The organism is Streptomyces sp. NPDC048291 (assembly GCF_043201715.1).
Classification (GTDB): Bacteria; Actinomycetota; Actinomycetes; order Streptomycetales; family Streptomycetaceae; genus Streptomyces.
The window spans coordinates 95,002-121,353 of record NZ_JBICZC010000007.1 but is presented as its reverse complement, the minus strand read 5'-3'; the positions used below and the strand labels follow the sequence as shown (position 1 = coordinate 121,353).

Sequence of the window (26,352 nt, the reverse complement as noted above, 5' to 3'; positions counted from 1 at the left end):
GGGCCGCGGTGCCGGGCGCAACATGGACAGGGGACGAGGCGAAGGAGGTGCGGTCGCCATGCCGCAGTACATGGACGTCCACCACGGAATGAAGGGCATCACCGCCGACCAGCTGAAGGAGGCCCACGACGCCGACCTCGCCGTCGAGAAGGAGGAAGGCGTCCACTTCGTACACGCCTGGGCCGACCCGGGCTCCGGCAAGGTCTACTGCCTCTCCGAGGCGCCCTCGGCCGAGGCGGTCAAGCGCGTCCACGAACGCGCGGGCCATCCGGCGGACGAGATCCACCAGGTGCAGCTGTCGATCTGACGAAGCCCGCGGGCCGGCGCCGATGCCCCTCAGCCGCTTTCAGACGGCGGGCAGCGCGTCGAGCCAGTCGACGAGCAGCCGGTTGACCTCGTCGGGCCGTTCCTGCTGGATCCAGTGCCCGCAGCCGTCGAGGATGTGGCAGGAGACCAGGCCCGGGAGGGTGACCGGGTACGCCTCGACGGCGTCGGCCAGCCAGGTCGTGGAGGCGTCGAGGCCGCCGCCGAGGAACAGGGACGGCTGGGTGATCGGGGCGCCGTCGTAGGCGGCGAGGTCCGCCCAGTCACGGTCCATGTTCCGGTACAGGTTGAGCGCCCCGGTCAGTCCGGTGCGCTCGAACTCCCCGGCGTAGACGTCGAGGTCCCGCTCACCGAGCCACCCGGGCAGCCGTCCGACGGGGAACCGCTCACGAAGCGTCCCCCCTCTGCTCACGAAGTGCGGGTCGGGCGCGCCGGGTCCGGGCATGGTGTCGCCGGACAGCGCGCCGTAGAACCCCGCGAGCCAGCCCCGCACATCGGGTTCGATCTCGGCCTCGGCCCGCCCGGGCTCCTGGAAGTACGAGACGTAGAACTCCTCGTCCCCGCCGGTCATCCCCGCGAAGACGTCACTGGGCCGCGGCCCGCCCCGCGGTGTGTACGGGACGCTCAGCAGCCCCACGGCCCGGAACACCTCCGGCCGCAGCAGCGCGGAGTTCGCGGCGACGGCCGCGCCCCAGTCGTGCCCGACGACCACCGCCGACTCCTCGCCGAGGGCCCGCACGACCTCGGCGTTGTCCGCCACGAGCTCGACCATCCGGTACGCGTCAGGCGCGGCCGGCCTGGACGAGCGCCCGTACCCCCGCACGTCGACGGCGACCGCCCGGTACCCCGCCGCGGCGAGCACCGGCAGCTGGTGCCGCCAGGAGTACCAGCACTCGGGAAACCCGTGCACGAGCAGCACAAGGGGCCCGCTCCCCTGCTCGACCAGATGAATCCGCCGTCCGGCCGCCAGGACCGTCCGATGCCGCGCTGCCATACGCCCTCCCTGCCTTGAAGATCACCGGGTCGGCCGGCATGCCTGCCGGCCCTCCACAGATCATGCGAAACGAGGCGTCAGGGGGCCGAGCCCGTTTGCCGGTTCGGCAAACCACGGCCGCACGCGGCTGGTCGGCCTCTGGGCACGCCGTGGCGATCATGCGAGAGTGAGCCCATGACGCCGACACCGGAAGCGGTCGACGAGGTCGAGGAACTCGCGGTGGACGGACTGCGATGGCTGACCGGGACGGCGCGCGAGACTCCCGGGGGCGGCCTCGCCTGGACGACGAGGCCCTCGGACGACACCCCCGACCCCACGCTCTACAGCGGTACGGCCGGAGTCGTCCCCGTACTCCTCGACGCGTGGCGCCACTTCGACGACGACACCTACGCCGACACCGCCCTGCGCGCGGCCCGCAGCCTCGCGGACTCCGTCGACGGCATCGGTGACGAGTCCCTCTACTTCGGCCGTACCGGAATCGCGCTCGTCCTGCGGGTCGTTCACGAGGAGCTCGGCGACGCGGCCGCCGGTGCCGCGGCCGACCGCGCGTTGCGCACCGTGCGGTCACGCTTCGACGGCACCCGCTGGGGCGACCTGTTCGAGCTGATGGGCGGCAACGCGGGAATCGGCCTGGGCGCGCTCCTGTCCGGCGACCCCGAACTGGCCGTACTCGCCCTGGAGCCCTACCTCCGCACGGCGGAACCGACCCCGGCGGGCGTCCACTGGCCCCACCGCAGGGGTGTCGACGCCCGTCTGCACCACATCTCGCACGGCACCCTCGGCATCGTCCTGGCACTCGCCCGCGTCGGCGCGGCCACCGGCCGGACGGACCTGTTCGAACTGGCCCTGGCCGGCGCCGCGGACGTCGTGTCGCGCGACGAAGCGGGGCCGGAGGGCTTCCTGGTACGGCACTCCACGCCTCAGTTCCGCCCCGAGCTGGTCGAGCCGTTCAGCTACGGCTGGTGCCACGGCCCGGCCGGGGACGCGCAGGTCTTCCGGCTGCTGCGGGACCTCACCGCCGACCCCGCCTGGACCGCCCTCGCCGACCGCTGCTGGCACACGGTCACCCACTCCGGCCTGCCCCGGCGGCTGCGCCCCGGCTTCTGGGACAACAACGGCCGCTGCTGCGGCACCGCGGGCGTCCTCACCCTGGCCTGCGACCGGATCGCCGAGCAGCAGGACGGGTACGACTTCGCCCGACTCCTCGTCACGGACCTCACCACCCGCGCGACCCACGACAGCGCCGGCGCCCGCTGGTCCAACGTCGAGCACCGGGCCACCCCCGCCACCCTGGAACCCCGCACCGACTGGGCCATGGGCAGCGCCGGCATCCTCCGCGAACTCCTGCGCTTCACCCGCCTGCACCGCGACGAGCCCACCCCGCACTACACGTTCCCCTGGCCGGACCACCTTCCGGCAGCCGCCGACCGCGGCGGGCGTCGCGTACTCCCACGAGGGCGGGCGGTCCCGAAGGGCCCTGTACGCAAGGCCACTTGAACAGGGAAAACGCAACTTCGACAGGGGCCGCCGAGGCGGCTACCTTCACCTGGCCTTCGGTGATCACCCACGGTCGCACCGCAACCAGGGAGAGACGCATGCCCCAGCTCGCGCTGTACACGTTCGGCGTTCTGAAGTCGCCTCTCGCAGACCCGGCACCTCTCACGCGCGAGTTCTACGACATCGGTGCGACCGTCTACCCGGAGATCAGCCGGCACCCCGGATACCTCGCACATGCCGAGGCCTCGGACGGTGACCCGGGCGTGCTCTTCGGCGCGGACTGGGGTGCGTGGGGAGAGTTCGCCGTACCGGCCTGGTACGGCAAGGGCCGTACGCGGGAAACCACCGCCCTGGCCGCGACCCTCTCGCTCTGGACCGGGCTGCGCCCCGCCTTCGACGCCGTCTACAGCGGTCCGCACCGTGCGGCGCTGAGCAGGCGTTACGACTGGTTCGAGAGGACAGGGCACCCGAATCACGTGTTCTGGTGGGTCTCCGACGGCGCGATACCCACCTGGCGGGAGGGGGTCTCCAGGCTGGAGCACCTCCACGACCACGGCCCCACGCCGCACGCCTTCACCTTCCACGACTCCGACGTCGGCGGGGCAACCCTGTAGCCGCCTCACGAGTCACACGGACACCACCCGTTTCACAAGCTTTCCACAGGCCCGGAAGGTGCCCCCTCTCTGTGATGACTCGTACCCGGCTGACCGTGCTGGCCGCGACGGCCGCGCTCGCCGCCACCGGCGGCCTGATCACGGCCTCCCCCGCCTCCGCGGCCGTCACCTGCGCCTCTCCCGTCTGGAAGGCGCAGTACTTCGGCAACTCCGCCTTCAGCGGCACACCGAAGCTGACCGCCTGCGACGCGGCCATCGCCGAGAACTACGGCTACGGCGACCCGCCCGGCGTCACGCTCCCCAAGGACAACTTCTCCGTCCGCTGGTCCCTCACCCGGGACTTCGGGTCCGGCGGTCCCTTCCGGCTCGCCGCCGCCACGCAGGACGGCATGCGCGTCTACGTCGACGGCGTGCGGAAGATCGACCTGTGGAAGAACGTCTCCGTCACCGCGCGCAAGACCGTCGACCTGACCGTCCCGGCCGGTAAGCACACGCTGCGCGTGGACTACGTCGCCTGGACCGGCACCGCCAACGCCGCGTTCACGTACGCCCCGCGCACCGAGGCCGCCGTCGACAAGGTCAAGCCGCTCGCCCCGGCCGGCTTCACCGCCGCGTACAACCGGGACACCGGCAAGACCGTCCTGCGCTGGTCCGCGAACAGGGAGATGGACCTCGCCGGTTACCGCGTCTACCGCCGACTGGGCACCGCCCCGTGGGCGAAGGTCAGCGGTGCCTCGCCGCTCACCTCGCCCACGTTCACGGACGCGCCGCCCGCCACGGGCCAGACCTTCCTGTACGAGGTCCGCGCCGTCGACAAGGCGGGTCACGAGTCCGCCGGCAGCACCGACGCCACCGCCGTGACCGTGGACCGCACGGGCCCGGCGGCGCCGACCGGTCTGACGGTCACCGGGGACGCCTGGTGGGCCACGCTGGCCTGGCACGGGACCGCCGACGCCGCGAAGTACGAGGTGTACGCCGCCTCCGCGGCCTCCGGCCCGTACACGCTGCTGGGTACGACGACCACGACGTCGTACCGCACCGACGCACCCGAGCACACCGTCCGCCACTACCGGGTCCGTGCCCTCGACGCGCTCGGCAACCCGTCGGCGTACGCCGATGTCACCGGCGACGGCGTCGACCGGACGCCGCCGAAGTCCCCGACCTCGCTGAACTCCGTGGCCCGCACCGACTACACCGACGTGTACTGGCAACAACCAGACGGCTTCTACGAGGACTTCGACAACGGCGGGACCTACCACGTCTACCGTTCGCCCGGAAAGACCCTCGACCCGGCCGCCCTCACGCGCGTGACCTGCGAGCACTCCGAGAGCGACGAGACCGGCACCGGCGGCGTCTGCCACGACCCGGACATGCCCGCAGGCACCTACGTGACGTACGCGGTCGCGGCGGTGGACCCGGCAGGCAACGAGTCGGCGCTGTCCGCCCCGCTCGTCGTCCGCACCGGCGACCGCGTCGCGCCCGGCCCGGTCACCGGCGTGCGGGCCACCCCGCGCGCCGACGGCACGCTGCTGAGCTGGGCGGCCTCGACCGACGACGACGTCGAACGCTATGTGGTCTGGAACGGCACCCGGCAGGCGGACGGCACGGTCAAGTGGCTCGGCACCAGCTCCTGCTGGGAGGGCACGAGCGACCCGCTCGCGGTGCTGTGCGGCGACCTGCCGGACGGCGAGACGTACGTGTACGCGGTCGTCGCCCGGGACCGCTGGGACAACGCGCTGCCCCCGAGCGACCCGAGGGTCCCGGTCGTCGAGACCACCGAACTGGACGTCCGCCCCTCCGTGACGGTCACCCGGGACTGGCACCTCGGCAGCATGGGCTACGACACCCTGACCGGCGACCCCCGCGTGCACGGGCCGTCCATCAACTGGACGTGCGACAACACGCCCGACTGCGACACCGTCGCGGGCTACCGGATCAGCCGGTGGAACACGGCCACGAACACGTACGAGCCGCTGCACTCCGGACTGCTCCCGGCCGCGACCCGCACCTACACGGACACCAGGGCCGTACGCGGGACCACGTACTTCTACACGCTGGAGGCGGTACGCGCCGACGGCAGCGTCGCGGGCACGCACCCGTGGGGCTGCGTCTTCCAGAACCGCGTCTAGCCGACACCGGCACCGTGACCGGCACCCGCCGGACGCCGGACGCCGAACGCCGAACGCCGGTCACGGTATGGCCACCTATCCCCCACATCCCGCACACCCGCCCCGGACGGGCACTACGGTCACTCCACTCGAAACGCACCCTGGGGGGACGAGATGACCAACCCGTACACGGCTCCCATACCGCCCGCACCACGCCCGCCGGACAGCCGTCCGCTCCACAAGCGCGTCCTCGTGTGGATCGGCGGCGCGGCCCTGCTCGTCACGGGCACGCTCATCGGCGCCGCCGGGAACGACGGGCAGCAGCCGATCGAGGCCAAGGTCAAGCCCGCGACGACCGTCACCGCAACCGTCACGACCACGCCGGAGCCCGGCCCGACCGTCACCGAGACCGTCAAGGCCAAGCCGAAGCCCGGCCCCACGGTCACCGTCACCAGGACCACCACCGCCAAGACGGCCGACAGCGGCAGCACCGGCAACAGCAACAGCACCGGGCAGGACGACACCGAACCCTGCACCATCACCTCCAACGCGGGGAACTGCTACTCGGCGGGGCAGTTCTGCCGGAACAGCGATCACGGCGCGGTCACCACCACGGCGGGCGGCACGAAGATCGAGTGCGCCTACAGCTCGAACGCCTGGCGCTGGACCTACGCCTGACGACGCCTGACGCCCCGACCCGGTGTTCGAGGCCGCCGTGCCCGGCTACGGCCGCCGGATCGTCCCGTCCGCCGCGATGCGGGCGGCGTCTGAGCCGAAGTCGTCCTCCGACATGGTGGAGACGAGGTCGATCGCGTCGCCGCCCGGCTCCGGCGTGCCGGGCGGCACGATCTCGGTCGGGCGCAGGCGCCCGGACACGTAGGTGCCGTCGGCGCCGAGGGTGACCTGCAGCACGCCGCTGGTCGAGAGCGTGCCGCCGAGGCCGAGCACCTTGTAGCCGGAGAAGTTCCCCAGGCTGTAGGCGATCAGGCGGCCCTTGTAGAACTCCATTCCCCGCATCACGTGCGGGCCGCTCCCCACGACCAGGTCGGCGCCGGCGTCGATCACCGCGCGGCTGAAGCGGTAGCTGTCGCCGCGGTCCTCGCCGAGGAAGTACTCGGTGCCGGGTTCCACGTGGGTGCGGTCCGAGCCCTCCGCACCGGCGTGCATCGTGACGACCACGACGTCCGCCATGCGTGCGGCGCGGGCGGTGAGCCGCTGGGCCGCGGGGATGTCCGTGAGGTCGTTCGCCCCGCGGTCGGGGGCGAAGCCGACCAACGCGACCCTGATGCCCCGCACCCGCTGGACGGTGATCTGCCCCAGGCGGCCGGTGAACGGCAGGTTCACGGCACGCAGCGCGGCGAACGTCTCGCTCCGCCCCTCCGCCCCGAAGTCGTCGATGTGGTTGTTCGCCGTGTTCAGGACCGTGAACCCGGCCTCCTTGAGCCGACGGCCGTACGACGGCGGCGCATGGAACGCAAAGCAGTTCGGCCCCTCGATGTACTCGCACTTGCTGACCCCGCCGGTGGCCAGCGTGCCCTCCAGATTCCCGAGCACCACGTCCCCGCCCAGCAGCCCTTCGACAGACTCGAAGAACGACGCCCCGTCATCCGGCGGCAGGTCATCCGGCAACGAGCCCATCACGATGTCCCCGACGGCGGCGATCCGCACGTTGCCGACGGCCCGATGCGGCGGCGCAGGCCACCCGGCCCCCACACCCCCGCCCCCACCCACCCGCCGCGAACTCTGAACGGCCCCCACGGACGCCCCGCCCCCCGGGTCCCCGCGAAACACGACCCCCGCCGCAACCACCACACCAACCGCCCCGACCAGACCCAGTGCGACCAGTCCACGCCGCCGCACCGACTCCTGCCCCTCGCGCCACGGCCGAGAACGCCGCCCACCAGATCCGATCATTCGCTCATGCTACGAAGCACACACGCTCCCTTGCCGGAGCGTCACCGGCTGGCGTGTTCCGTCCTCGGCTACTGCCGAGCGGCCTCGGAGGGACGCCCGACCTCGGTCCTCGCTGATGGGATCGCCCCGGCGGCGCTGTGATGATGGGTGGGTGAACGAAGAGTCGCCCGCGCCGAAGCCCGTCATCCTTGGCATCGACGACCTACGGCCGCTGCCCTGGGCCACGCAGATCGCGCGCACCAGCGGAGAAGGTGTCAAGCTCCTCCAAGAGCACCGCGACAGCTTCATCGACGAACTCTGGCTCGACCACGACCTCGGCGGCGACGACAGCATCTTGCCCGTGGTGACCGTCATGGAAGAAGCCGCCTTCAATGGACGGCCTTTCCGAATCGGAACGGTCTTCGTGCACAGCGCCAACCCCATTGGCGCCGAGACCGTCGTCCGGTCGCTCACACGTTGGAACTACCGGGTCCGGCGGGCGACGGCCTAGGGCTCTGCCAGACAACACCTGGATGGAAGGTCATGCTCTGGTCGCAGGGCCGTGGTTCGGTCCCGTTCATCGCTCTTGCCGTCGGCCGTTGGTGCCGGCCACCGGTGGGCGGCTTGATGAGATCGGCTTTCGGTCTCGGCTGAACGATGGTGGACCAGGCTGGATGAGACGGGCCCGGTGGTAGTTGCCAGTACATCGTCGTACTGGGCCGTACGGGGCTGTTTGCGCGACGAAGCGAGCTGCCGTGCTGGGCGTCGCGAGGGTCGAAGGCGTTCGGCCTGTGATCATGGAGTGTTCATCGAAGTGATCGACGAGGAGCTCCAGGTCGCGGGGGCCGATGTGCCGCCGCCGTCTGGTGCTCGCGGGAACGCACTGTAGGTGATGTGGTGAGCTGGTTGACCTCGCTGCCGGCGGTGGCGCTGGTTGTGGGCGGGCTCTTGGTTGCCTTTCTGGCCGCGGCCCTGGCGCGGATCGGCGTCCGGGCGCTCGTACCGGTCGGAGAACAGGACCGGGTGCCGCAGATCGCCACGCCCCTGATGCCGACGCTCGGCGCTGCCTTCGCGATCTTTGCGGCGCTCTCACTGGCCAGCGAGGCCGGCTACCTGCGCGCGGCTGAGGGATTGGTGAGCGACGAGGCGGCCTCGGCCTCCCGCCTGGCGTGGGCGGCGACAAGTCCGCGAGTCCGGTCGGAGCCGATCGATGCCGCACTGCTGGACTACTTGCAGACCACGCGTGCAAAGGAATGGAAGGGTACGGCGGCGGCGTCCGGTGACGACCCGGCCACTGCTCGCGCGATCGCACGGCTGGAGCGGAGTGTGCGCGCCGAGGCGGCCCGGCCCGAGGTGGGAACCGCGACAGACACGGAGCTGGTGGTTTCCCTGGACAGCGTCACCAGTAGTCGTCGCGCCCGCGTCGCGGCTGCCGGGCACGAGGTTCCCGGGCTCTACGTCGTCACGCTCATGGTCAGCGGACTGGCATTGATCGTGAACTCCGGCGCACTGGTCTTCCGCAGCAGCCTGCGCACGTCACTGCTCGTCGTGGGTGTCGCAAGTGTGGTCGGGCTGAGCCTGGCGTTGCTCTTCGCACTCAGCGCGCCGTGGCGCGGACCGTTCATCGTCAGCGGGCATCCACTCGACGCCATCATCGGGGACCTGAAGTCCGGCTTCTTCGGCGGCAGGCCGTAGACGAAGGCCGCGATCAGCACAGCAACAAGCCCCCTACTCACGGAGAACCCGCAGGCAGGGGGCTTGATGAGTCAGGGTTACTTCTTCTTGCCCTGGTTCTTGACCGCCTCGATGGCTGCGGCTGCCGCGTCCGGGTCGAGGTACAGGCCGCCGGGGGTGAGCGGCTTGAAGTCGGCGTCGAGTTCGTAGGCGAGGGGGATGCCGGTCGGGATGTTCAGGCCGGCGATGTCGGCGTCGGAGATGCCGTCGAGGTGCTTCACGAGGGCGCGCAGGCTGTTGCCGTGGGCGGCGACGAGGACCGTGCGGCCGGCCAGGAGGTCGGGGACGATGCCGTCGTACCAGTAGGGGAGCATGCGGACGACGACGTCCTTGAGGCACTCCGTGCGCGGACGCAGCTCCGGGGGGATGGAGGCGTAGCGGGGGTCGGCGGCCTGGGAGAACTCCGAGTCGTCCGGGAGCGGCGGGGGCGGGGTGTCGTACGAGCGGCGCCAGAGCATGAACTGCTCCTCGCCGAACTCGGCCAGCGTCGCCGCCTTGTCCTTGCCCTGGAGGGCGCCGTAGTGGCGCTCGTTCAGGCGCCAGCTGCGGTGGACCGGGATCCAGTGGCGGTCGGCTGCTTCGAGGGCGAGCTGCGCCGTGCGGATCGCCCGCTTCTGGAGGGACGTGTGGACCACGTCGGGGAGCAGGTCGGCGTCCTTCAGGAGCTCACCGCCGCGGACTGCCTCCCTCTCGCCCTTCTCGTTGAGGTTGACGTCCACCCAGCCGGTGAACAGGTTCTTCGCGTTCCATTCGCTCTCGCCATGGCGGAGGAGGATCAGCTTGTACGGTGCGTCGGCCATGGGACAGAGCGTAATCCACGGATTCGGGGCGGCGGGCGGGCGCCCGCGGGGCATCCCAGGGGGCGGACAGTTGACTGCATCTGTTAATTGACTGGCTCAGGCGAGCGGCGGGTGAGTAAGTTCCGGTCGCGGAGTGTGTCACTTACATCCGCTGCATCCGCACCGCTCACACCTGCCCTGGGGGAACCATGCCGTCCGCCGCCCTGCGCCGCGCCGCCCGGGAGACCGTCTCCGGTCTGCCCCTGGAGTTCTGGTGGCTGTGGACCAGCACCCTCGTCAACCGGCTCGGCGCTTTCGTGGCCACCTTCATGGCCCTGTACCTGACCCTCGACCGGGGGTACAGCGCGTCGTACGCCGGACTCGTCGCCTCCCTGCACGGGCTGGGCGGAGTGGTCTCGTCCCTGGCGGGCGGGGTGATGGCCGACCGGCTCGGGCGGCGGCCGACGCTGCTCGTCGCGCAGGGGTCCACCGCCGCGGCCGTCGCGCTGCTCGGGTTCGTCAGCGACCCCGTCGCCATCGCCGCCGTCGCCTTCCTCGTCGGCGTGGCCTCGAACGCCTCCCGGCCGGCCGTGCAGGCGATGATGGCCGACATCGTGCGGCCCGAGGACCGGGTGCGGGCCTTCTCGCTCAACTACTGGGCGATCAACCTGGGCTTCGCCGTGTCGTCCATGGGAGCCGGGTTCATCGCCGAGGTGAGCTACCGCGCCGGGTTCCTGATCGAGGCCGGGATGACCGCCGTCTGTGCGGTTCTGGTCTTCCTGCGGCTGCCCGAGTCGCGGCCGCGGCGGGCCGCAGCGGAGGCCGCCCGGGACGGCGAGGTCAGCCTGCTGACCGTCGTGCGCGACGGGCGGTACATGGGCGTCGTCGGGCTGTCGTTCCTGGTCGCCCTGATCTTCCAGCAGGGGTCGGTCGGGCTGCCGGTGGCGATGGGGGAGGCCGGGTTCTCGCCCGCCGACTACGGCATGGCCATCGCGGTGAACGGCGTCCTCATCGTGGTGCTGCAGATTCCGGTGACCCGGGTCATCCAGCACCGGGATCCGCGCTCCCTGCTCGTCGTCTCGTCCCTGCTCGCGGGGTACGGGTTCGGGCTCACCGCGTTCGCCGGGTCGGTCGGGGTGTTCGCGCTCACCGTGTGCGTGTGGACGCTCGCCGAGATCGTCAACGCGCCGACCCAGACGGGGCTGGTGGTGCAGCTCTCGCCGGTGCACGGGAGGGGCAGGTACCAGGGGATGTACACGCTGTCCTGGTCGGCCGCCGCGCTCATCGCACCGCTGATGTCCGGCGTGGTCATCGACCGGTTCGGGGCGGAGTGGCTGTGGGGGGTGTGCGCGGTCGTGGGGACGGCGGCGGCTCTCGGGTACGGGCTGCTGATGCGGCGGCTGCCGGCGGAGCGGCCGGTGCCGGAGGGACTTGCGGAGGGGGTTGCGGGGGCGGACGCGGACGCGGGGGTGCGGGCGGTCTGAGCACGGGCGGCCCCCTGCCCTCGAAGGCCGAAGGCCGAGGGCCGGGGGCCGGGGGCCGGGGGCCGGGGGCCGGGGGCCGGGGGCCGGGGGCCGGGGGCCGGGGACAGAGGGCCGGGGACAGAGGGCCGGGGTCCCGACCGCCGGGACGGCTCAGTCCGTGCAGCCCGTGAACGTCAACGGGGCACAGTTCGTCGGGATGTTACGGGTGATGGTGGAGTCCCTGAGCGTGATCGCGACGTTCGTCCGGACGCCGCCCGGAGCCACCGTGGAGGCGTTGTTGCGGACGGTGCTGTGGTCGAGGGTGACGGTTCCGCCGCTGTTGTAGATGCCGCCGCCCACGGCGCTGCCACCGCCGTTCGCGCTGTTGCGGAAGACGTCGGTGCCTTTGAGGTAGAGCCTGCCCGAGTTGTAGATGCCGCCGCCCTGGCCCGAATAGCCACCGACGACGTTGCCGCTGACCTCGGACTTCGTCAGCCTCAGGTTCCCGTTGTTGTAGATCCCGCCGCCCGCGGTGCCCGTGTCCGTATTGTTCGTGATCTTGCTGTCGACGATCTCCGTCAACTGGCTGCCGGCGATGTAGACGCCGCCGCCGCTCGCCGACCCGGCCGCGGTGTTGCGCCGGATCACGCTCGTGCCGATGAAGGTGCTGCCCGTGGCCTGGTAGATCCCGCCGCCGGAGGCCCGGGCGTGGTTGCGGGCGAACTCGGAGTTCTCGACGGTCACGGTCCCGGCGGTGTAGAGGCCACCACCGTTGCTCGCGTTGTCGAACGCGACGTAGCTGCTTCTGATGTCCGCCGAGCCGCCCGACTCCACCGCGATGCCGCCGCCGTTGGCCACGGCGGTGTTGTCGACCACGTCGACCTTGGACAGCCTGAGCGCGCCGCCGTTGACGCGGATGCCTGCCCCGTCCCCGGCGGTGGAGGTGGCGGTGAGATATCCGCCGCGGACGGTGAGGTCCTGGAGGCGCAGGTTCCCGTTCGAGTTGATGTCGAAGATCCGGAACGGGGAGGCGGTCGTCCCGTCCCGGAGGATCGTCGCGCCGTTGCCCCGGATCGTGAGGTCCTTGCCGACGGTCGGCAGAGCGGCGCTCAGGAGGTAGGTACAGTCGCTACGCAGATCAATGGTCTCGCCGTTCCGCGCGGTGGCGATCGCAAGGCTCAGCGCCGTCCCGCTGCAGGGCACCCGGTCCTGGTCCTGGTCCGCGGCGGTCGCCGGTCCGCCCGTCAGGCCCGTGACCATCGCTGCCGCAACCGCGGCCACACTGCAGAATCTGATGTATCGCATGACTGTCACATGCGACATCCGACCCGGACCGCAACAATTACGATGATCAGATCACCCGGTCACGCGATGGGATTCCTCCCGTCGGCCGACAGGGCGGATCACGGATGCATCCGCGCCCCCTTCAGCACCTTGTCCACCCCGTTCCGCGGCCCGTACACCGCGAGCCCCACCAGGTCCAGCTCGGCCGTGGGCACGGCACGGACCGCCGCCCGGTTGTCGCGGTCGTTGCCGGTCGAGAACAGGTCCGCGGTGAAGACGGCCCGGGGCAGGGCGCGGCTCAGCGTCCGCTCGTGGGCGGCCTTCAGGGTCTCCTTGCCGCCCTCGAAGACCAGTACCGGCTGCCGGAACATCGGCAGGTAGGCGACGCCGTCGGCGTCCTCGTACGGCTCCCCGACCACCTCGGGGACTGCCGCGCCCAGGCCGCTGACCAGGAACGCGGTCACGTTCAGGCGCTGCCAGGGCTCCAGGTCGTCCCGCAGCAGCACGGCGATCTTCGTGTCGAAAGTGCTCATGCCTTGAGCCTGCCGGGCGTCGTCCGGCCGGGTCTTGTACGTTCTTTGCATGGCCGCCCGGCAGTCCGTCGCACAGGAAGTCACCGCCTGGCGCCCCCGGGTCCCGGGCGTCACCGAGGTCTTCCACGCCCGCTTCACCGAGTACGCCTATCCGATGCACGTCCATGACGCCTGGACGCTGCTCATCGTCGACGCCGGCGCCGTACGGTACGACCTCGAACGCCACCAGCACGGCACCCCGGCCGACACCGTGACCCTGCTGCCCCCGCACGTGCCGCACAACGGCTCCCCCGCCACCGCGGACGGCTTCCGCAAGCGCGTGGTCTACCTGGACCAGAGCATCCTCGGACCGGACCTGATCGGGCCCGCCGTCGACGGACCCGACCTGCGGGATCCCCTGCTGCGGCAGCGGGTCGGACTGCTGCACGCCGCCCTCGTCCGCCCCGGCGACGAACTGGAGGCCGAGAGCCGGCTCACCCTCATCGGCGAGCGGCTGCAGGACCTGCTCCGCCCCCGGCCCACGACCGGGCGGCCGCCCGACCCGGCCCTCGCCCGTTCCCTGCGCGAACTCCTCGACGAGCGGATCGCCGACGGACTCGCCCTGGAGGAGGCGGCCCGGCTGCTGCACGCCCACCCCGCCCACCTGGTAAGGGCGTTCAGCGGCGCGTACGGCATCGCCCCGCACCAGTACCTGATGTCCCGCCGGGTCGGCCGGGCCCGCCGGCTGCTGCTCGACGGCCTGCCGCCCGGCGAGACGGCCACCGCCGCCGGCTTCTGCGACCAGGCCCATCTCACCCGGCACTTCAAGCGGCTGGTCGGGGTGACCCCCGGGCGCTACCGGAGCGGCAGCGCGCGCTGAGCCTCGTACAGGTTCGGCGGCCGTACCGCGTCCCAGGTGCCGTACAGCTCCAGGCGGGAGTTCAGGTCGCCGGTGAAGTCCGGTACGTCGATCTGGTCGAAGTCGGTGACCGTGTTGAGGCCGACCGTGGCGGAGTACGGGGCCAGGCCGTCGAGGCGCATCAGGCCCGCGCGGCCGTTGGTCACCCGGACGTTCCAGTGGGTGAAGCGGGCGCCGAACAGCGGTCCGGCGTTGGCGTCGCCGCCGTGCCGGCCGTTGTTGTCCACGGTGATGTCGGTGCGGACGTTGGCGAAGGGCAGGCCGCGGTGGGAGTCGAAGGTGCCCATCTGCATCTCGCCGCGCGACCAGACGTTGTGGGAGGAGAGCCCCTCGACGTTGATGCCGTGCAGCTGGGTGTCGGCGGGGGCCGGGACCGTGCGCCGCTCGACGGTGAAGTCCTCGATCAGGTTGTCGTGCGAGCCCTCGCGGCAGAAGTAGGGGTGGTGCTCGCCCCGGCCGCCGACCCGGGTGCGGCGCAGGGTGCAGGCGGAGGCGGCGACCAGGCCGAAGCCGTTGTCGACGTTGCGGACGGTGACGTCGTCCACCCAGCAGTCGTACGCACACTGCAGGACGACCCCGTTGTAGCCCTTGTCGAGCAGGTGCGGGGACTGCGGGGTCTCCATGACGTCGAGGGTGAGGCCCTCGACGCCGGAGCCGGTCAGCTCGCGGACATGGGTGGTGAACAGGGGGTTCCACTCCGGGCGGAGGTCCAGCGGCAGCGGGCGTTCCAGGGTCACCCGGTGGCCGCGCACCGCCGTGACCCGGACGGGCCACTCGTAGGGGACGTACGACAGCAGCTTGGTCTTGTCCTCCCAGTAGTACGACGCCGGTCCCGGGCCGCCGCCCGACATGTGCTGGAGGAGGGTGTGGGCGGGGTCGTCGGCGACCCGGAGCAGGACCAGGCGGCCGGGGCGGAGGCGGGAGGGGTCGGCGACGGTGACCGTCCGGTCGCCCCGGCGGGCCGGTTCGACGGGCGTCAGCTGCTCCCACTCGTCCCGCTTGTTGCCCGTCCAGCCCTCGAAGGGCCAGGCCTGCGCCCTGATCGCGGCGACCAGGGAGTCCCAACGGGACTTCGGTGCCAGCCAGATGAGCCCGCCCGCCCAGGACCACGCCGACTTCGTGCCGCCGTAGCGGGAGCCGTACGGGCCGATCAGCTCGGTGAGGTTCTTCGTCGCGTACAGGGTGGTACGGCCGCTGCCGGCGCCGCGCAGCACCACGTTGTCGTGGCCGACCAGGATCAGGCCGTCGATGCGGAAGGTGCCGGGCGGGATGGTGACCGTGCCACCGCCGGCCCTGGCGGCAGCGGCGATGGCACGGTTGATCGCGGGGGCGCAGTCGGTGACGCCGTCGGCGACGGCACCGTACGCGCGGACGTCGGCGACGACGGGGAGGCGGCGGATGCGGGCCGCTCCCGCCCGGCCGACGTAGGGGATCTGGGGGTGGGTGAAGGGGGTGCGCCGGAACTCCCGCCAGAGGGAGGGGACCTGGCCGTCGGAGGCGTGTGCCGTGCCGCCCGCCACGGCGGTCGCGGCCACCGCCGTGGCGCCGGCGAGCAGGGTCCGTCTGGTGATGGGGCCGGTCAGGGGGCCTGTCGTGCCGTGGTGGGCGGTGCTCATTCCGTACGTCCTTCCCATGGCGGCTTTCATGGTTGTGAACGACGTTCATGTGTGCGTCGGGCGTGAGCATGCCATGGTGGTCCTGCACCTCGAAAGAGTCGTGCAGGTCTTAATCAGGTATGGACCTGAAGTCAGTCGGCGGGACGCTCGATCAGGTGCGTGAACGCGTCCAGGTTCCGCGTCGACTCGCCACGGGACACCCGCCACGCGTACTCCTTGCGGATCGCGGCGGCGAAGCCCAGTTCCAGGAGGGTGTTGAAGGCGCCGTCCGCGGCCTCCAGGACCTGGCCGAGGATCCGGTCGAGGTCGGGTGCGGTGACGGAGGAGAGCGGGAGGCGGGCGGTGACGTAGACGTCGCCGAGCCGGTCGACGGCGTAACTCACGCCGTACAGCTTGAGGTTGCGCTCCAGGAGCCAGCGGTGCACGGCCGGTTCGTTCTCGTCCGGGTGCCGGATGACGAAGGCGTTCAGGGAGAGGGAGTGGCGGCCGGCGATGAGGGAGACGGTCGTCTTGAGCTTGCGGGTGCCGGGGAGCTGTACGACGTAGGTGCCGGACTCGGGGCTCTCCCACTCCAGTTCGGCGTCCTTCAGGACACCCTCGATGACCTGCGCGGCCTGCCGTTCCTGTGCACCATCACCCATGGGCCGAGCGTACGCGACGGCGGTGGGACTGGGTCGCGGCCAGGTAGACGTCGGCGGTGGCGGCGGCGGCCGTGTCCCAGCCGAAGGACTGCGCGTGCCGGGCGGCGGCGGCGCCGAAACGGTCCGCCAGAGTGGCGTCGTCGGCGAAACGGCCCAGCACGCGCGCGTAGTCGGCGGGATCGTGGCCGCGCACCAGGTAGCCGGTCTCGCCGTCTCGTACGGCCACCGGCAGCCCGCCGACGGAGGCCGCGAGGACCGGCGTCCCCGCCGCCTGCGCCTCTATCGCCACCAGGCCGAAGGACTCGCTGTAGGAGGGCATGACCAGGACCGAGGCGGCCCGGAACCAGTCCGCGAGCTGCTCCTGGCCGACCGGCGGGCGGAACCGGACGACGTCCGCGACACCGAGCCGCGCGGCCAGCTTCTGCAGGCCCTCCGGCTTGGCGAGGCCGCTGCCGCTGGGGCCGCCGACTATCGGCACGACGATCCGGGAGCGGAGCTCGGGGCGCCCGTCGAGGAGTACGGCCACGGCGCGGAGCAGTACGTCGGGGGCCTTGAGGGGCTGGATGCGGCCCGCGAAGAGCGGGATCAGGGCGTCCTGCGGGAGGTCGAGGCGGGCGCGGGCCGCCTTCCGTCCGTCCGCCGGGCGGAACCGGTCGAGGTTCACGCCGGGGTGCACGACGGCGACCTTGGCGGGATCGGCGCTGTAGTGCCGTACGAGCTCGTCGGCCTCCTCGGCGGTGTTCGCGATGAGGCGGTCGGCCGCGGCGACGATCTGGGTCTCGCCGATGACCCGGGCGGCGGGCTCGGGGGTGTCGCCGTCGGCGAGGCTGGCGTTCTTGACCTTGGCCATGGTGTGCATGGCGTGCACCAGGGGGACGCCCCAGCGCTGGGCGGCGAGCCAGCCGACGTGGCCGGAGAGCCAGTAGTGCGAGTGGACGAGGTCGTAGTGGCCCGGGCGGTGACCGGCCCAGGCCTGCATCACGCCGTGCGTGAAGGCGCACAGCTGGGCCGGGAGGTCCTCCTTGGCCAGGCCCTCGTACGGTCCCGCGTCGACGTGCCGGACGAGGACGCCCGGGGCGAGCTCGACGGTGGGCGGGAGGCCGCCGGAGGTGGCCCGGGTGAAGATCTCGACCTCGATGTCGATCGCGGCGAGGCGCTGCGCGAGCTCGACGATGTAGACGTTCATGCCGCCGGCGTCGCCCGTGCCGGGCTGGTGGAGCGGTGAGGTGTGCACGGAGAGCATGGCGACGCGGCGCGGCCGGCGGGCCCGGCGGAGCCGGGAGGCAGCCGACGGGGAGCGGAGCCCGAGCCTGCTGACGTACTGGCTCACGTGGCGGTCCTCTCTCGGTGCGGGCATGCCGGTGGGAGGGCATCGAGTGCCCTCCAACGGGGTGCAACGCGGAGGGAGGGATTCCCATTCCGGGGGTGGTTGATTTTGCCGACACATTGCCTCGTGTCGCTCAACCGTTCGAGGGTGGGATGCGTGGGGGTGGTTCGGTTGTGAGTTCGGGTGCGGGTGGGTGGGGGCTGGTCGCGCAGTTCCCCGCGCCCCTTACGGGGCGCCTCAGCTCGGGGCGCTGCACTGTTTACCCTCTTAGACATGACAGCCCGTGCCGCCTCCCGCCCCGTAGGGAACGTGACGCGCGGGACCACCAACCCCAATCGGCTGCGGCGGATGGATCGGTGGATCGCCGCCACACACGGGGGCGTGTTGCGGCGGGCCGTGGATCCTGTCGCCGTCGACCTCGGGTACGGGGCCGCGCCCTGGACCGCGGTCGAACTGCTCGGCCGACTGCGGACCGTCGCGCCGCGCGCGCGTGTCGTCGGGGTGGAGATCGAGCCCGCGCGGGTCGCCGCGGCCGGGCCGTACGAGCGCGAGGGGCTCACCTTCCGGCACGGCGGGTTCGAGATCCCCGTCCCCGGGCGGCCGTTGCTCGTCCGCGCGGCCAACGTGCTGCGGCAGTACGACGAGGGCGAGGTCGCCGAGGTGTGGCGGCGGCTGTGCGGGCGGCTCGCGCCGGACGGGCTGCTGGTCGAGGGGACCTGCGACGAGATCGGGCGGCGGCACGTGTGGGTCGCGCTCGGGGCGGAGGGACCGCGGACCGTGACCTTCGCGGCCCGGCTCGGGTCCCTGGAACGCCCGTCCGACCTCGCGGAACGGCTGCCGAAGGCGCTCATCCACCGCAACGTGCCGGGCGAGCCGGTGCACGCGTTCCTGCGGGACTTCGACCGCGCGTGGGCGGCGGCCGCGCCCTACGCGTCGTACGGCGCCCGGCAGCGGTGGATCCGGACGGTGCGGGACCTGACGGCCGACTGGCCGGTGACGGACTCGGCGGCGCGCTGGCGGCAGGGCGAAGTGACGGTGGCGTGGGGGGCCTTGGCGCCCAGGGCCTGACGGGTGGGGCGGGAACGATCTCGGTGAGTCGTTCGTCACAAAGGCGGGGAGATCGTCATGCTCGGGGGGAAACCGGGGAGGAACCCACCTGCCGTCACCTCTGTCGCTTTGCGGCGCGCCGTGGCACGATCCTCCACGTGCCATAAGTTACTGACGGTTAATCAGTTCTGGAGGGTCGGGTCATGGGACCGGACAAGCACACCGTCCGGCCGGGCGGGCGCGGGATCCTGGCGACGGCGGTGACCGTGGTCTGCGCGGTGACGGTGCTCGCGGCACCGGGCACGGCGTTCGCGGCACCCAAGCCGACCCCCTCGCCCAGCGCGTCGGCCTCCGCCGGCACCTCCGCCTCCGTGACCGTCCTGCCGGACAAGGACCTCGAAGCCGTCCGGGACAAGCTGGACAAGCTCTACCACGACGCGGCCGTCGCCACCGACGCGTACAACGCCGCGGAGGAGGCGGCCCGGAAGCAGTCCGCCGAGATCGTCGGCCTGGCCAGGAAGATCGTCAAGGGCCAGCAGAGGCTCGACGAGCTGAAGGAGCGGGCGGGCCGGGCCGCCGCCGCCCAGTACCGCACCGGCGGACTGCCGGACTCCGCCAAGCTGATGCTGAGCGACAACCCCTCCGAGTTCCTGGACGGGGCCGGGCGGGTGCTCCAGGGCGAGCGGGCGACCAAGGCCCTGATCAGGGAAGTCACGCAGACCCAGCAGGACTTGAAGCAGTACGCGGCGGACGCGGCCGACCAGTGGAACAGGCTGGAGGCCGGCCGCAAGGCGAAGGCCGCCGCGAAGAAGAAGATCACGCAGCGGATCGCCGCCGCCGAGAAGCTCGAGTCGACGCTGGAGAAGAAGCAGAAGGAGCGTCTCGCCGAGCTGGAGCGGGAGTCCGCCTACCAGGCACAGACCGCCTGGCTGGACACCGGGATACTCGACGAGATCCACACCAAGGCGTCCGCGGCGGGGAAGAAGGCGGTCGCGTTCGCCACCGCCCAGCTCGGCAAGCCGTACGTGTGGGGCGCCGAGGGCCCGGACTCGTACGACTGCTCCGGGCTGACCTCGCAGGCCTGGGCGAGCACCGGGAAGCCGATCCCGCGCACCTCCGAGGAGCAGTGGAAGCAGCTCAGGCACGTCGACGTGAAGGACATGCGCCCCGGCGACCTGATCATCTACTTCGACGACGCCAGCCATGTCGCGATGTACATCGGGGACGGCGCGATCATCCAGGCCCCGCGCCCGGGGCGGACGGTGTCGATCGGCGGCGCGGGATCGATGCCGATCCTCGGGGTGGTACGGCCGGACGCCTGAGCACCACCGGAGGTTTCAGGTGTGATGTCCCTTTCGTGAGCCGGGTCATGTGACCCAGTGCACCGCAACGTCCGCTCAAACCCGGGCCGCACGTGACCTTCGTCATCCCCGTCGGGCGGCCCTCTTGTCCAACTGCGGTACGGCACGCGGCATATGACACTGGCCTGAGACAGAGCGACGCGGCTCACACCATTCCGTTGCGGTGGCCAGTAACGCTATGGTCCCCGTCTGGTGGGTCGAGGTCCCTCGCCCCACCATGCCCTCGGGGGGAGGGAAGGAACCCAACACGATGCCCGTACCCGTACCGCGGCAGAGAGCGATCCCGGCCGTGGAGAGTGGTCAGGCGCCGGCCGCCGCGCCCGCACAGGGCGGCGGCCCCCTCAAGGAAGAGGCCAACCGCACGGAAGCCGCCACCCAGAACACCGGCGGCACCACTCTCACCCTGCTGCTGATCGAGGACGATCCGGCCGGCTCACCGGTCCTGCCCGAGCTGCAGGACGCGTCCGGCACCTCGATCCGCGTCCGCACCGCCCGCAACCTCACCGAGGCCGAGCGGCTGCTGACCGACGACGTCCACTGCATCCTGCTGGACCTGGCGCTGCCGGCGCCGGGCGGCAAGGGCACGGAGGGCGAGCTCGGCGTGCTCAAGCACGTCCTGGAGCTCGCGCCCCGGCACGCCGTGCTGGCCCTCACCGCCTCCGGTGACGCCGAGCGCGGCACCGAGGCCGTGCGCGTCGGCGCGCAGGACTACCTCTTCCGGGACGAACTGGACGGCCGGCTGCTGAGCCGCGCCATCCGGTACGCCGTCGAGCGCAAACGTTCCCTCACGACCGAGCGCAAGCTCGCGGAGGGGCGGCTGCGCGCGCAGGAGAACCGCCGCCTGGAGCGGGGCCTGCTGCCCACGCCCCTCCTCGACGGCTCCTCGCTGCGCTTCGCCGCCCGCTACCGCCCGGGGCGCTCCCGTGCGCTGCTCGGCGGCGACTTCTACGACACCGTGCGCACGCCCGACGGGACCGTGCACGCGATGATCGGTGACGTCTGCGGGCACGGCCCGGACGAGGCCGCGCTCGGCGTGGAGCTGCGGATCGCCTGGCGGGCGCTGACCCTGGCGGGGCTGTGCGGCAACGAGCTGCTGTCCACGCTGCAGGAGGTGCTGGAGCACGAGCGCTCCGACGAGGAGATCTTCGCGACGCTCTGCACCGTCGACATAACGCCGGACGGACGCCGGGCCGGGCTCTGCCTGGCCGGGCATCCGGCGCCGCTGGTGGCCCGGCCCGGGCGGCCGGCCGAGCTGCTGCCGTACGAGAACAACGGGCCTGCGCTGGGGCTGCTGAAGGGTGCCCGGTGGCCGCGGATGCAGGTGGAGCTGGGCGCCGAGTGGAGCCTGATGCTCTACACCGACGGTCTGATCGAGGGCCGGGTGGGCTCGGGCGGGGAGCGGCTGGGGCAGGAGGGGATGGTCGAGATGGTCCGCCGCCAGCTTGCCTCCGGCCTGACCGGGGAGGCGTTGCTGCGGGCGGCGGTGAACGAGGTGCGGCAGCTCAATGGGGGCGAGCTGACGGATGACGTGGCCGTTGTGCTGCTGGATCGCGGGGTTTGAGCGGCTGCTCGCCGCTTCCGGTTCGGTGGTCGGCCGCCTGCGGGTGCGTGGGGGCTGGTCGCGCAGTTCCCCGCGCCCCTACGGGGCGCCTCAGCGGCCGCCGTTGTACGGGCCGTACGGGCCGTCGCTGCTGCTGCCGCCGCGGCGGCCCCGCCAGCCGCCGCCGGACGCCTGCTTGACGGCGGGCCGGACGTCGACGAGGTAGACGATGCTCGCCACCAGGCCCGCGATCGGGAGGATGGAGAGGATCGAGAAGAGGTAGCTGACGACCAGGGCGATGGCCAGGATGATCAGCCAGAACATCTTGTTCTGCTTGTCGGCCGCGCGGAACGCGTCCTCGCGCCGGAACACGGCGTCGACCAGCCCGAACGCGGCCAGAGCCATCAGGACGATCTTCAGCAGTCCCAGGAACCCTGCGAATCCCAGCATCAGCATGCCGTCACCACCCGCTCTCTCCCGATCCCTACGCGGCCACCGTACCCGTAGAACGGACCGGGCACCCTCATGGTGCCCGGTCCGTACGTTCTGCTGACGCGTGCGCCGGTTACTTGGCCGGCGGAGTGGTCTTCTTGGCCGGGGTGGCCTTGCGCGGGGCCGGGGTCTTCTTGGCGGCCGGGGCCTTCTTCACGGCGGCCGGCTTGGCCTCGGCGGCCTTCGGCTCGTCCGCCTTCTTCTCGTCCTCCTTGACCGCGACCGCCTCGGGCTTGCCCTCGACGGCGATGGCCAGGTCCTCGATCTCGTCGGCGGCCTCGCCACGCCAGGTCTTCACGGCCTGCTCACCGTGCTCGGCGACCTTCTCGTAGGTCTCGCGGGCCTTGACGGCGTACTCGGCGGCCACGCCGACCTGGCGCAGCGCGAAGTCCTGGGCGGACTCGCCGAGCTTCTTGAGGTCGCCGTCGAGGGAGACGATGAAGTCGTTGACCTTGGACTGGAGGCTGACCTGCGCCTCCTTGGCCTTGACGCCGGCCTCCTTGGCGCGGGCGGCGGCCTTCTCCTGGACGGCCTTCGGGTCGGCCTTGCGGACCGCCTCGATGCGGGCCGGGGCCTCGGCACGCAGCTGCTCGACCAGGCCGGGGACCTTCTTGGCCTGCTGGAGGGCCAGGTCGGCGGTGCCGGCGGCGAAGTAGAGCGGAGTCGGGTCGCTGAGGGTCTTGCGCAGGTCGTCGGTGATGGCCATGGTGATGGTCCTCCCGTATTAAAGTTCGGCTGAGGGTTTTGTGGTCCGCGGCGTGGCGGCCGGCGCGCTTGGCCGGCTCATCCGGCCGTCCGCCGTGGACCGGTCTCACTGTCGTCGCTGTCGTCGCTCCCGCTGCCGACATCGCTGTCGGCGTCGTCCTCGGCGGCTGCCGGGGTGCCCGTGCCGCTCGCGCGTTCCTCGCCCGACCCGAAGCCGTTCTCTTTCCTGAACGACTCGTAGATCTGCAGCAGCACCTGCTTCTGCCGCTCGTCGAGGGTGGGGTCGGCGAGGATGACCGCACGGGTCTCCACCTCGTTCAGATCCCGCTCGGCGTCGAGGATTCCGGCGCGGACGTACAGCGTCTCGGCGGAGATCCGCAGGGCCTTGGCGACCTGCTGGAGCACCTCCGCGCTCGGCTTGCGCAGCCCGCGCTCGATCTGGCTCAGGTACGGATTGGACACCCCGGCGGCATCGGCGAGCTGCCTGAGCGACAGCTGCGCGTTGCGCCGCTGTTCACGCAGATACTCACCGAGATTGCCGACGTTCAGCGATGCCATACCTCCACCCTGCCCCACCCTCGCTAACAATTGCAAGCACCTGCTTGCAAAAGTGTGCCGCGCCATACCCGGATGACACCTGGATGGCCGAACGGGCCAGGCGCCGCCTCAGTCCCGCGGCCGGCCGGGGTCCGGAGCGAGAACGGTGCGGCAGGCGGACCGGGCCGGCCTGCTCAGCAGGGGCTCGCCCGAACCTTCGCCGACACCGTCGCGGACTCAGTAGCGAATGCTGTAGCGGATCCCGTGGCGGAATCCGTCGCGGATTCCGTGGCAGATCCCGTCGCCGTGTCCGCCCCGCGCCGCGGGTGAGCCGTCAGCGCTCGACCGACGCCAGCCAGTCCTCCAGCACCGTGAAGTCCGCCTCCGTCAGGCCGAACTCGTGGTCGACGCGGTGCAGCAGGGCGGGCCGGTGATGGTGGGTGGCGACCCAGGCGCGGTCGGCCTCGGTGATCTCGTCGTCGAGCCAGATGAACGGCCGCTCCCCCGCCCACGCCACCAGCGGCCGGGTCTTCCAGTGCAGCAGGGCCGACGGCTTCTCCTCGTCCGGCCACTCCACGACGGGCAGCGGGGGCAGGCCCAGCCAGGGGGCGACGCAGTCGTTGGCGTCGTCCATCCAGGTGGTGGCCCACACGAGGTCGCAGCGGAGGGCGCCCAGGCGGGGGCCGAGGTCCGGGTCGATGCGGTTCAGCAGCGGATGAGCGGGGGCGATGCCGGTGTCGTAGACCGGGTAGGGGCGGTCGGCGGGGGCGCCGAAGGGGATGAGGGTGCCGTCGATGTCTAGGAAGAGGAGCATCGGGGACAGGATCGCATCGCAGGGGGTGCCGGGAAAGGTTGTGCGGCGGCTGCGGGTGAGTGGGGGTTGCTCGCGCGGTTCCCCGCGCCCCCAAGGGGGCGCGTCGCACCTGGCCTTCTCAGAAAGGCAGCGGTCGCGCGTGCACCACGTCCAGTCTCGACACCGCTCTCGTCAGCACCACGTACAGCCGGTGCAGACCCCGTTCCTCCGCCTCCGCGACCGCCGCCGGTTCCACGGCCACCACGTGGTCGTACTCCAGGCCCTTGACGACGCTCGCCGGGACCACGGCCACGCGGGCGCCGAGTTCGTCCGGGCCCGCCGGTTCGATGCCGGCGGCGGTCAGTGCCTCGCGTACGGCGGTCACCTGTGCGTCCGCCGCCACGACTCCCACCGAGCCCTCGTGGGCCAGTGCCTCCCGCACCGCGGTGACCGTCGTCGCGGGCACGTCCCGGGTCGGACGGACCGTCACCTCGCCGTCGCCGCGGTATGACGTGGCCGGGGGTACGTCCGTGCCCAGGCGGCGCAGCAGCCGGTTGGTCAGCGCAACGACCGCCGCCGGGACCCGGAAACCGGTGGTCAGCGGGATGACGGCCGCCTCCGGCTTGCCCAGGTGGCCCAGTACGGCGGCCCAGCTCCGCGCCGACCAGGGCGTGGTGGCCTGGGCCAGGTCGCCGAGGACGGTGAGGGAGCCGAAGACCGCGCGGCGGGCGATCGCCCTGCACTCCATGGGAGACAGGTCCTGGGCCTCGTCGACGACGATGTGGCCGTAGCCCTCGGGGTGTTCGACGAGCCCCGCGACCTCGTCGAGGAGGACCAGGTCGGCGGCCGACCAGCGGGCCGACTTGTACGAGCGCGGCGGCCGGGCCCAGCGCAGGTCCCGCTGTTCGCCGGGGGTGAGGAGCCCTTCGGCGGCGGCCGCCAGCACCTCGGCGTCCGTGAGGAGTTCGGCCACCACCTCCTCCGGGCGCACCTTCGGCCAGACGGTGTCGAGGTAGGCGCTCATCGCCCGGGAGCGTTCCAGGCGCCGGGTCCAGGCGCCGGGCTGCGGGCCCGCCCGCCGTTCGGCCTGGAGCTGTACGGCCCGCGTCGCCCGGCCCCGCACCCGTTCCCGCCCGACGGCGTACGGCGGTTCCTCGTCCCGTACCACCTCGACGATCCTCGTCAGCGCGGCGGCGGAGACCCGCCAGGTGTACGTGCCGTCGGAGAGCGAGAGCGGGCTGACGGAGTCGGTGCGGACGTGGGCGTACAGGGCGCGGCGCAGCACCTCGGCCATCCGCGGGTCGTGCTTGAGCGCGGCGGTGCGGTGCGGGTCGGTGCCGGTGACCGGGTGGCGGCCGATCTCCTCCGGCAGGGTCGTCTGCCGTACACCGGTCTCGCCCAGGGCCGGGAGGACCTCGGAGATGTAGGAGAGGAAGGTCCGGTTGGGGCCGAGGATCAGCAGGCCGGAGCGGCGGATGCGCTGGGGGTGGGTGTAGAGGAGGTAGGCGGCGCGGTGCAGGCCGACGGCGGTCTTGCCGGTGCCCGGTGCGCCCTGCACGCAGACGGAGTCGGCGAGGCCGGCGCGGACCAGGTCGTCCTGGTCGGGCTGGATGGTGGCGGCGATGTCGCGCATGGGGCCGACGCGCGGCCGTTCGATCTCGTGGGTGAGGATGCTGCTCCCGGTCCCGGGCTCCCCTGCGCTCAGCTGCTCGTCCTCCATCCCGGTGAGGTCGGCGGAGTCGCCGCGGCTGCCGGGCGCCCAGCCGAACCGGCGGCGTACCGCCACGCCCTGCGGGTCGTCGGGGCCTGCCTGGTAGAAGGCGCGGGAGACGGGGGCGCGCCAGTCCACGACGAGGGGCGGGGCGGTCGGCTCCTCGCTGATCCGCAGCCGGCCGATGCGGTAGCTCTGCCCGGCGTGCTCCCCCGCCTCGAAGTCCAGCTTGCCGAAGAACAGCGGGCCCTCGGGCAGCTCGCGCATCTCCTTGGCCCGGCTGCGCAGCCGGTACCCGAGCACCTCGGCGTCGGCACCGGACGCGGAGACGTCCTCCCCGGTGACGACGTGCTCGACGGCGCCTTCGACCATGCGGGCGAGGGCGGCTCGGCAGGTGTCGTGGTAGGCGCGTTCGCGGTCGAGTTCCTGCTGCATGGAGACAGGGTAAGGGAGAAATCGTG

25 protein-coding genes are annotated in these 26,352 nt (G+C 71.9%); 12 read left to right on the top strand and 13 right to left on the bottom strand.

What is annotated here, in order from left to right:
- The first annotated feature begins 58 nt into the window (after positions 1-58).
- Complete coding sequence (locus ACGF5O_RS20050; RefSeq protein WP_393811202.1) at positions 59-307, top strand: SCO4226 family nickel-binding protein; 249 nt, start codon at positions 59-61, stop codon at positions 305-307.
- Positions 308-346: 39 nt separating this feature from the next.
- Here ACGF5O_RS20050 and ACGF5O_RS20045 read toward each other — a convergent pair whose 3' ends face one another.
- Positions 347-1,318 (bottom strand): alpha/beta fold hydrolase, encoded by a 972-nt coding sequence (locus tag ACGF5O_RS20045; protein ID WP_393811201.1) that lies wholly within the window; start codon positions 1,316-1,318, stop codon positions 347-349.
- 174 nt (positions 1,319-1,492) lie between these two features.
- On the opposite strand from ACGF5O_RS20045, the gene ACGF5O_RS20040 reads away from it, so the two are divergent.
- From ACGF5O_RS20040 to ACGF5O_RS20025, 4 genes are all read left to right on the top strand, one after another.
- A complete protein-coding gene (locus tag ACGF5O_RS20040; RefSeq protein WP_393811200.1) occupies positions 1,493-2,815 on the top strand; it encodes a lanthionine synthetase LanC family protein in 1,323 nt (440 codons plus the stop codon).
- A 98-nt stretch (positions 2,816-2,913) separates the two neighbouring features.
- Positions 2,914-3,429 (top strand): DUF3291 domain-containing protein, encoded by a 516-nt coding sequence (locus ACGF5O_RS20035; protein WP_393811199.1) that lies wholly within the window; start codon positions 2,914-2,916, stop codon positions 3,427-3,429.
- Positions 3,430-3,503: 74 nt separating this feature from the next.
- Positions 3,504-5,558, top strand: a complete 2,055-nt coding sequence (locus tag ACGF5O_RS20030) for a PA14 domain-containing protein (RefSeq protein WP_393811198.1) — start codon at positions 3,504-3,506, stop codon at positions 5,556-5,558.
- Between the two features lie 153 nt (positions 5,559-5,711).
- Positions 5,712-6,215: a hypothetical protein gene (locus ACGF5O_RS20025; RefSeq protein ID WP_393811197.1), complete on the top strand. Its 504-nt coding sequence runs from the start codon at positions 5,712-5,714 to the stop codon at positions 6,213-6,215.
- A gap of 45 nt (positions 6,216-6,260) precedes the next feature.
- On the opposite strand, the gene ACGF5O_RS20020 is transcribed toward ACGF5O_RS20025, so the two are convergent.
- Complete coding sequence (locus tag ACGF5O_RS20020; protein ID WP_393811196.1) at positions 6,261-7,205, bottom strand: CapA family protein; 945 nt, start codon at positions 7,203-7,205, stop codon at positions 6,261-6,263.
- Positions 7,206-7,602: 397 nt separating this feature from the next.
- Between ACGF5O_RS20020 and ACGF5O_RS20015 the strand changes: the two genes are divergently transcribed.
- Together ACGF5O_RS20015 and ACGF5O_RS20010 are read left to right on the top strand one after the other, a co-directional pair.
- A complete protein-coding gene (locus ACGF5O_RS20015; RefSeq protein WP_393811195.1) occupies positions 7,603-7,941 on the top strand; it encodes a cyclic-phosphate processing receiver domain-containing protein in 339 nt (112 codons plus the stop codon).
- Positions 7,942-8,327: 386 nt separating this feature from the next.
- On the top strand, positions 8,328-9,125 hold the full coding sequence (locus tag ACGF5O_RS20010) for a hypothetical protein (protein ID WP_393811194.1): 798 nt from the start codon (positions 8,328-8,330) through the stop codon (positions 9,123-9,125).
- A 77-nt stretch (positions 9,126-9,202) separates the two neighbouring features.
- On the opposite strand, the gene ACGF5O_RS20005 is transcribed toward ACGF5O_RS20010, so the two are convergent.
- Positions 9,203-9,964 (bottom strand): phosphoglyceromutase, encoded by a 762-nt coding sequence (locus ACGF5O_RS20005; protein WP_393811193.1) that lies wholly within the window; start codon positions 9,962-9,964, stop codon positions 9,203-9,205.
- A 188-nt stretch (positions 9,965-10,152) separates the two neighbouring features.
- Between ACGF5O_RS20005 and ACGF5O_RS20000 the strand changes: the two genes are divergently transcribed.
- Entirely contained in the window at positions 10,153-11,427 is a 1,275-nt protein-coding gene (locus ACGF5O_RS20000) for an MDR family MFS transporter (protein WP_393811192.1), read from the top strand.
- Between the two features lie 150 nt (positions 11,428-11,577).
- On the opposite strand, the gene ACGF5O_RS19995 is transcribed toward ACGF5O_RS20000, so the two are convergent.
- Both ACGF5O_RS19995 and ACGF5O_RS19990 read right to left on the bottom strand, forming a co-directional pair.
- Positions 11,578-12,711: a hypothetical protein gene (locus ACGF5O_RS19995; RefSeq protein ID WP_393811191.1), complete on the bottom strand. Its 1,134-nt coding sequence runs from the start codon at positions 12,709-12,711 to the stop codon at positions 11,578-11,580.
- A 98-nt stretch (positions 12,712-12,809) separates the two neighbouring features.
- Positions 12,810-13,274: a DUF2000 family protein gene (locus ACGF5O_RS19990; RefSeq protein ID WP_393811190.1), complete on the bottom strand. Its 465-nt coding sequence runs from the start codon at positions 13,272-13,274 to the stop codon at positions 12,810-12,812.
- On the opposite strand from ACGF5O_RS19990, the gene ACGF5O_RS19985 reads away from it, so the two are divergent.
- A complete protein-coding gene (locus ACGF5O_RS19985) occupies positions 13,273-14,082 on the top strand; it encodes an AraC family transcriptional regulator (protein ID WP_393811189.1) in 810 nt (269 codons plus the stop codon). The two genes, ACGF5O_RS19990 and ACGF5O_RS19985, sit on opposite strands and share 2 nt — an antisense overlap.
- On the opposite strand, the gene ACGF5O_RS19980 is transcribed toward ACGF5O_RS19985, so the two are convergent.
- From ACGF5O_RS19980 to mshA, 3 genes are all read right to left on the bottom strand, one after another.
- Positions 14,058-15,737 carry a glycosyl hydrolase family 28-related protein gene (locus tag ACGF5O_RS19980; RefSeq protein ID WP_393811188.1) on the bottom strand — a complete coding sequence of 560 codons (1,680 nt, stop codon included), beginning with the start codon at positions 15,735-15,737 and terminating at the stop codon, positions 14,058-14,060. The genes ACGF5O_RS19985 and ACGF5O_RS19980 overlap by 25 nt on opposite strands.
- Positions 15,738-15,868: 131 nt before the next feature.
- Positions 15,869-16,378: a YbjN domain-containing protein gene (locus ACGF5O_RS19975; protein ID WP_393811187.1), complete on the bottom strand. Its 510-nt coding sequence runs from the start codon at positions 16,376-16,378 to the stop codon at positions 15,869-15,871.
- Positions 16,371-17,708 carry a D-inositol-3-phosphate glycosyltransferase gene (gene mshA / locus ACGF5O_RS19970; protein ID WP_393811186.1) on the bottom strand — a complete coding sequence of 446 codons (1,338 nt, stop codon included), beginning with the start codon at positions 17,706-17,708 and terminating at the stop codon, positions 16,371-16,373. Before mshA ends, ACGF5O_RS19975 begins: the two co-directional genes overlap by 8 nt.
- A 270-nt stretch (positions 17,709-17,978) precedes the next feature.
- Between mshA and ACGF5O_RS19965 the strand changes: the two genes are divergently transcribed.
- The 3 genes from ACGF5O_RS19965 to ACGF5O_RS19955 all read left to right on the top strand — a co-directional run bounded on the left by ACGF5O_RS19965 (position 17,979) and on the right by ACGF5O_RS19955 (position 21,674).
- The gene (locus ACGF5O_RS19965) at positions 17,979-18,773 is read left to right on the top strand and encodes a class I SAM-dependent methyltransferase (protein ID WP_393811185.1); all 795 of its coding nucleotides are present in this window, start codon (positions 17,979-17,981) and stop codon (positions 18,771-18,773) included.
- 182 nt (positions 18,774-18,955) lie between these two features.
- Positions 18,956-20,074, top strand: a complete 1,119-nt coding sequence (locus ACGF5O_RS19960; protein ID WP_393811184.1) for an NlpC/P60 family protein — start codon at positions 18,956-18,958, stop codon at positions 20,072-20,074.
- Positions 20,075-20,363: 289 nt separating this feature from the next.
- Positions 20,364-21,674 carry a PP2C family protein-serine/threonine phosphatase gene (locus ACGF5O_RS19955; protein WP_393811183.1) on the top strand — a complete coding sequence of 437 codons (1,311 nt, stop codon included), beginning with the start codon at positions 20,364-20,366 and terminating at the stop codon, positions 21,672-21,674.
- A 90-nt stretch (positions 21,675-21,764) separates the two neighbouring features.
- Here ACGF5O_RS19955 and ACGF5O_RS19950 read toward each other — a convergent pair whose 3' ends face one another.
- The 5 genes from ACGF5O_RS19950 to ACGF5O_RS19930 form a co-directional block, all read right to left on the bottom strand.
- Positions 21,765-22,109: a DUF2516 family protein gene (locus tag ACGF5O_RS19950; protein WP_393811182.1), complete on the bottom strand. Its 345-nt coding sequence runs from the start codon at positions 22,107-22,109 to the stop codon at positions 21,765-21,767.
- A 109-nt stretch (positions 22,110-22,218) separates the two neighbouring features.
- Entirely contained in the window at positions 22,219-22,851 is a 633-nt protein-coding gene (locus tag ACGF5O_RS19945) for a hypothetical protein (protein ID WP_393811181.1), read from the bottom strand.
- A 77-nt stretch (positions 22,852-22,928) separates the two neighbouring features.
- Positions 22,929-23,408 (bottom strand): helix-turn-helix domain-containing protein, encoded by a 480-nt coding sequence (locus tag ACGF5O_RS19940; protein ID WP_393811180.1) that lies wholly within the window; start codon positions 23,406-23,408, stop codon positions 22,929-22,931.
- A gap of 313 nt (positions 23,409-23,721) precedes the next feature.
- Complete coding sequence (locus ACGF5O_RS19935) at positions 23,722-24,201, bottom strand: HAD domain-containing protein (protein ID WP_393811179.1); 480 nt, start codon at positions 24,199-24,201, stop codon at positions 23,722-23,724.
- Between the two features lie 118 nt (positions 24,202-24,319).
- Complete coding sequence (locus ACGF5O_RS19930) at positions 24,320-26,326, bottom strand: HelD family protein (protein WP_393811178.1); 2,007 nt, start codon at positions 26,324-26,326, stop codon at positions 24,320-24,322.
- Positions 26,327-26,352 lie beyond the last annotated feature (26 nt).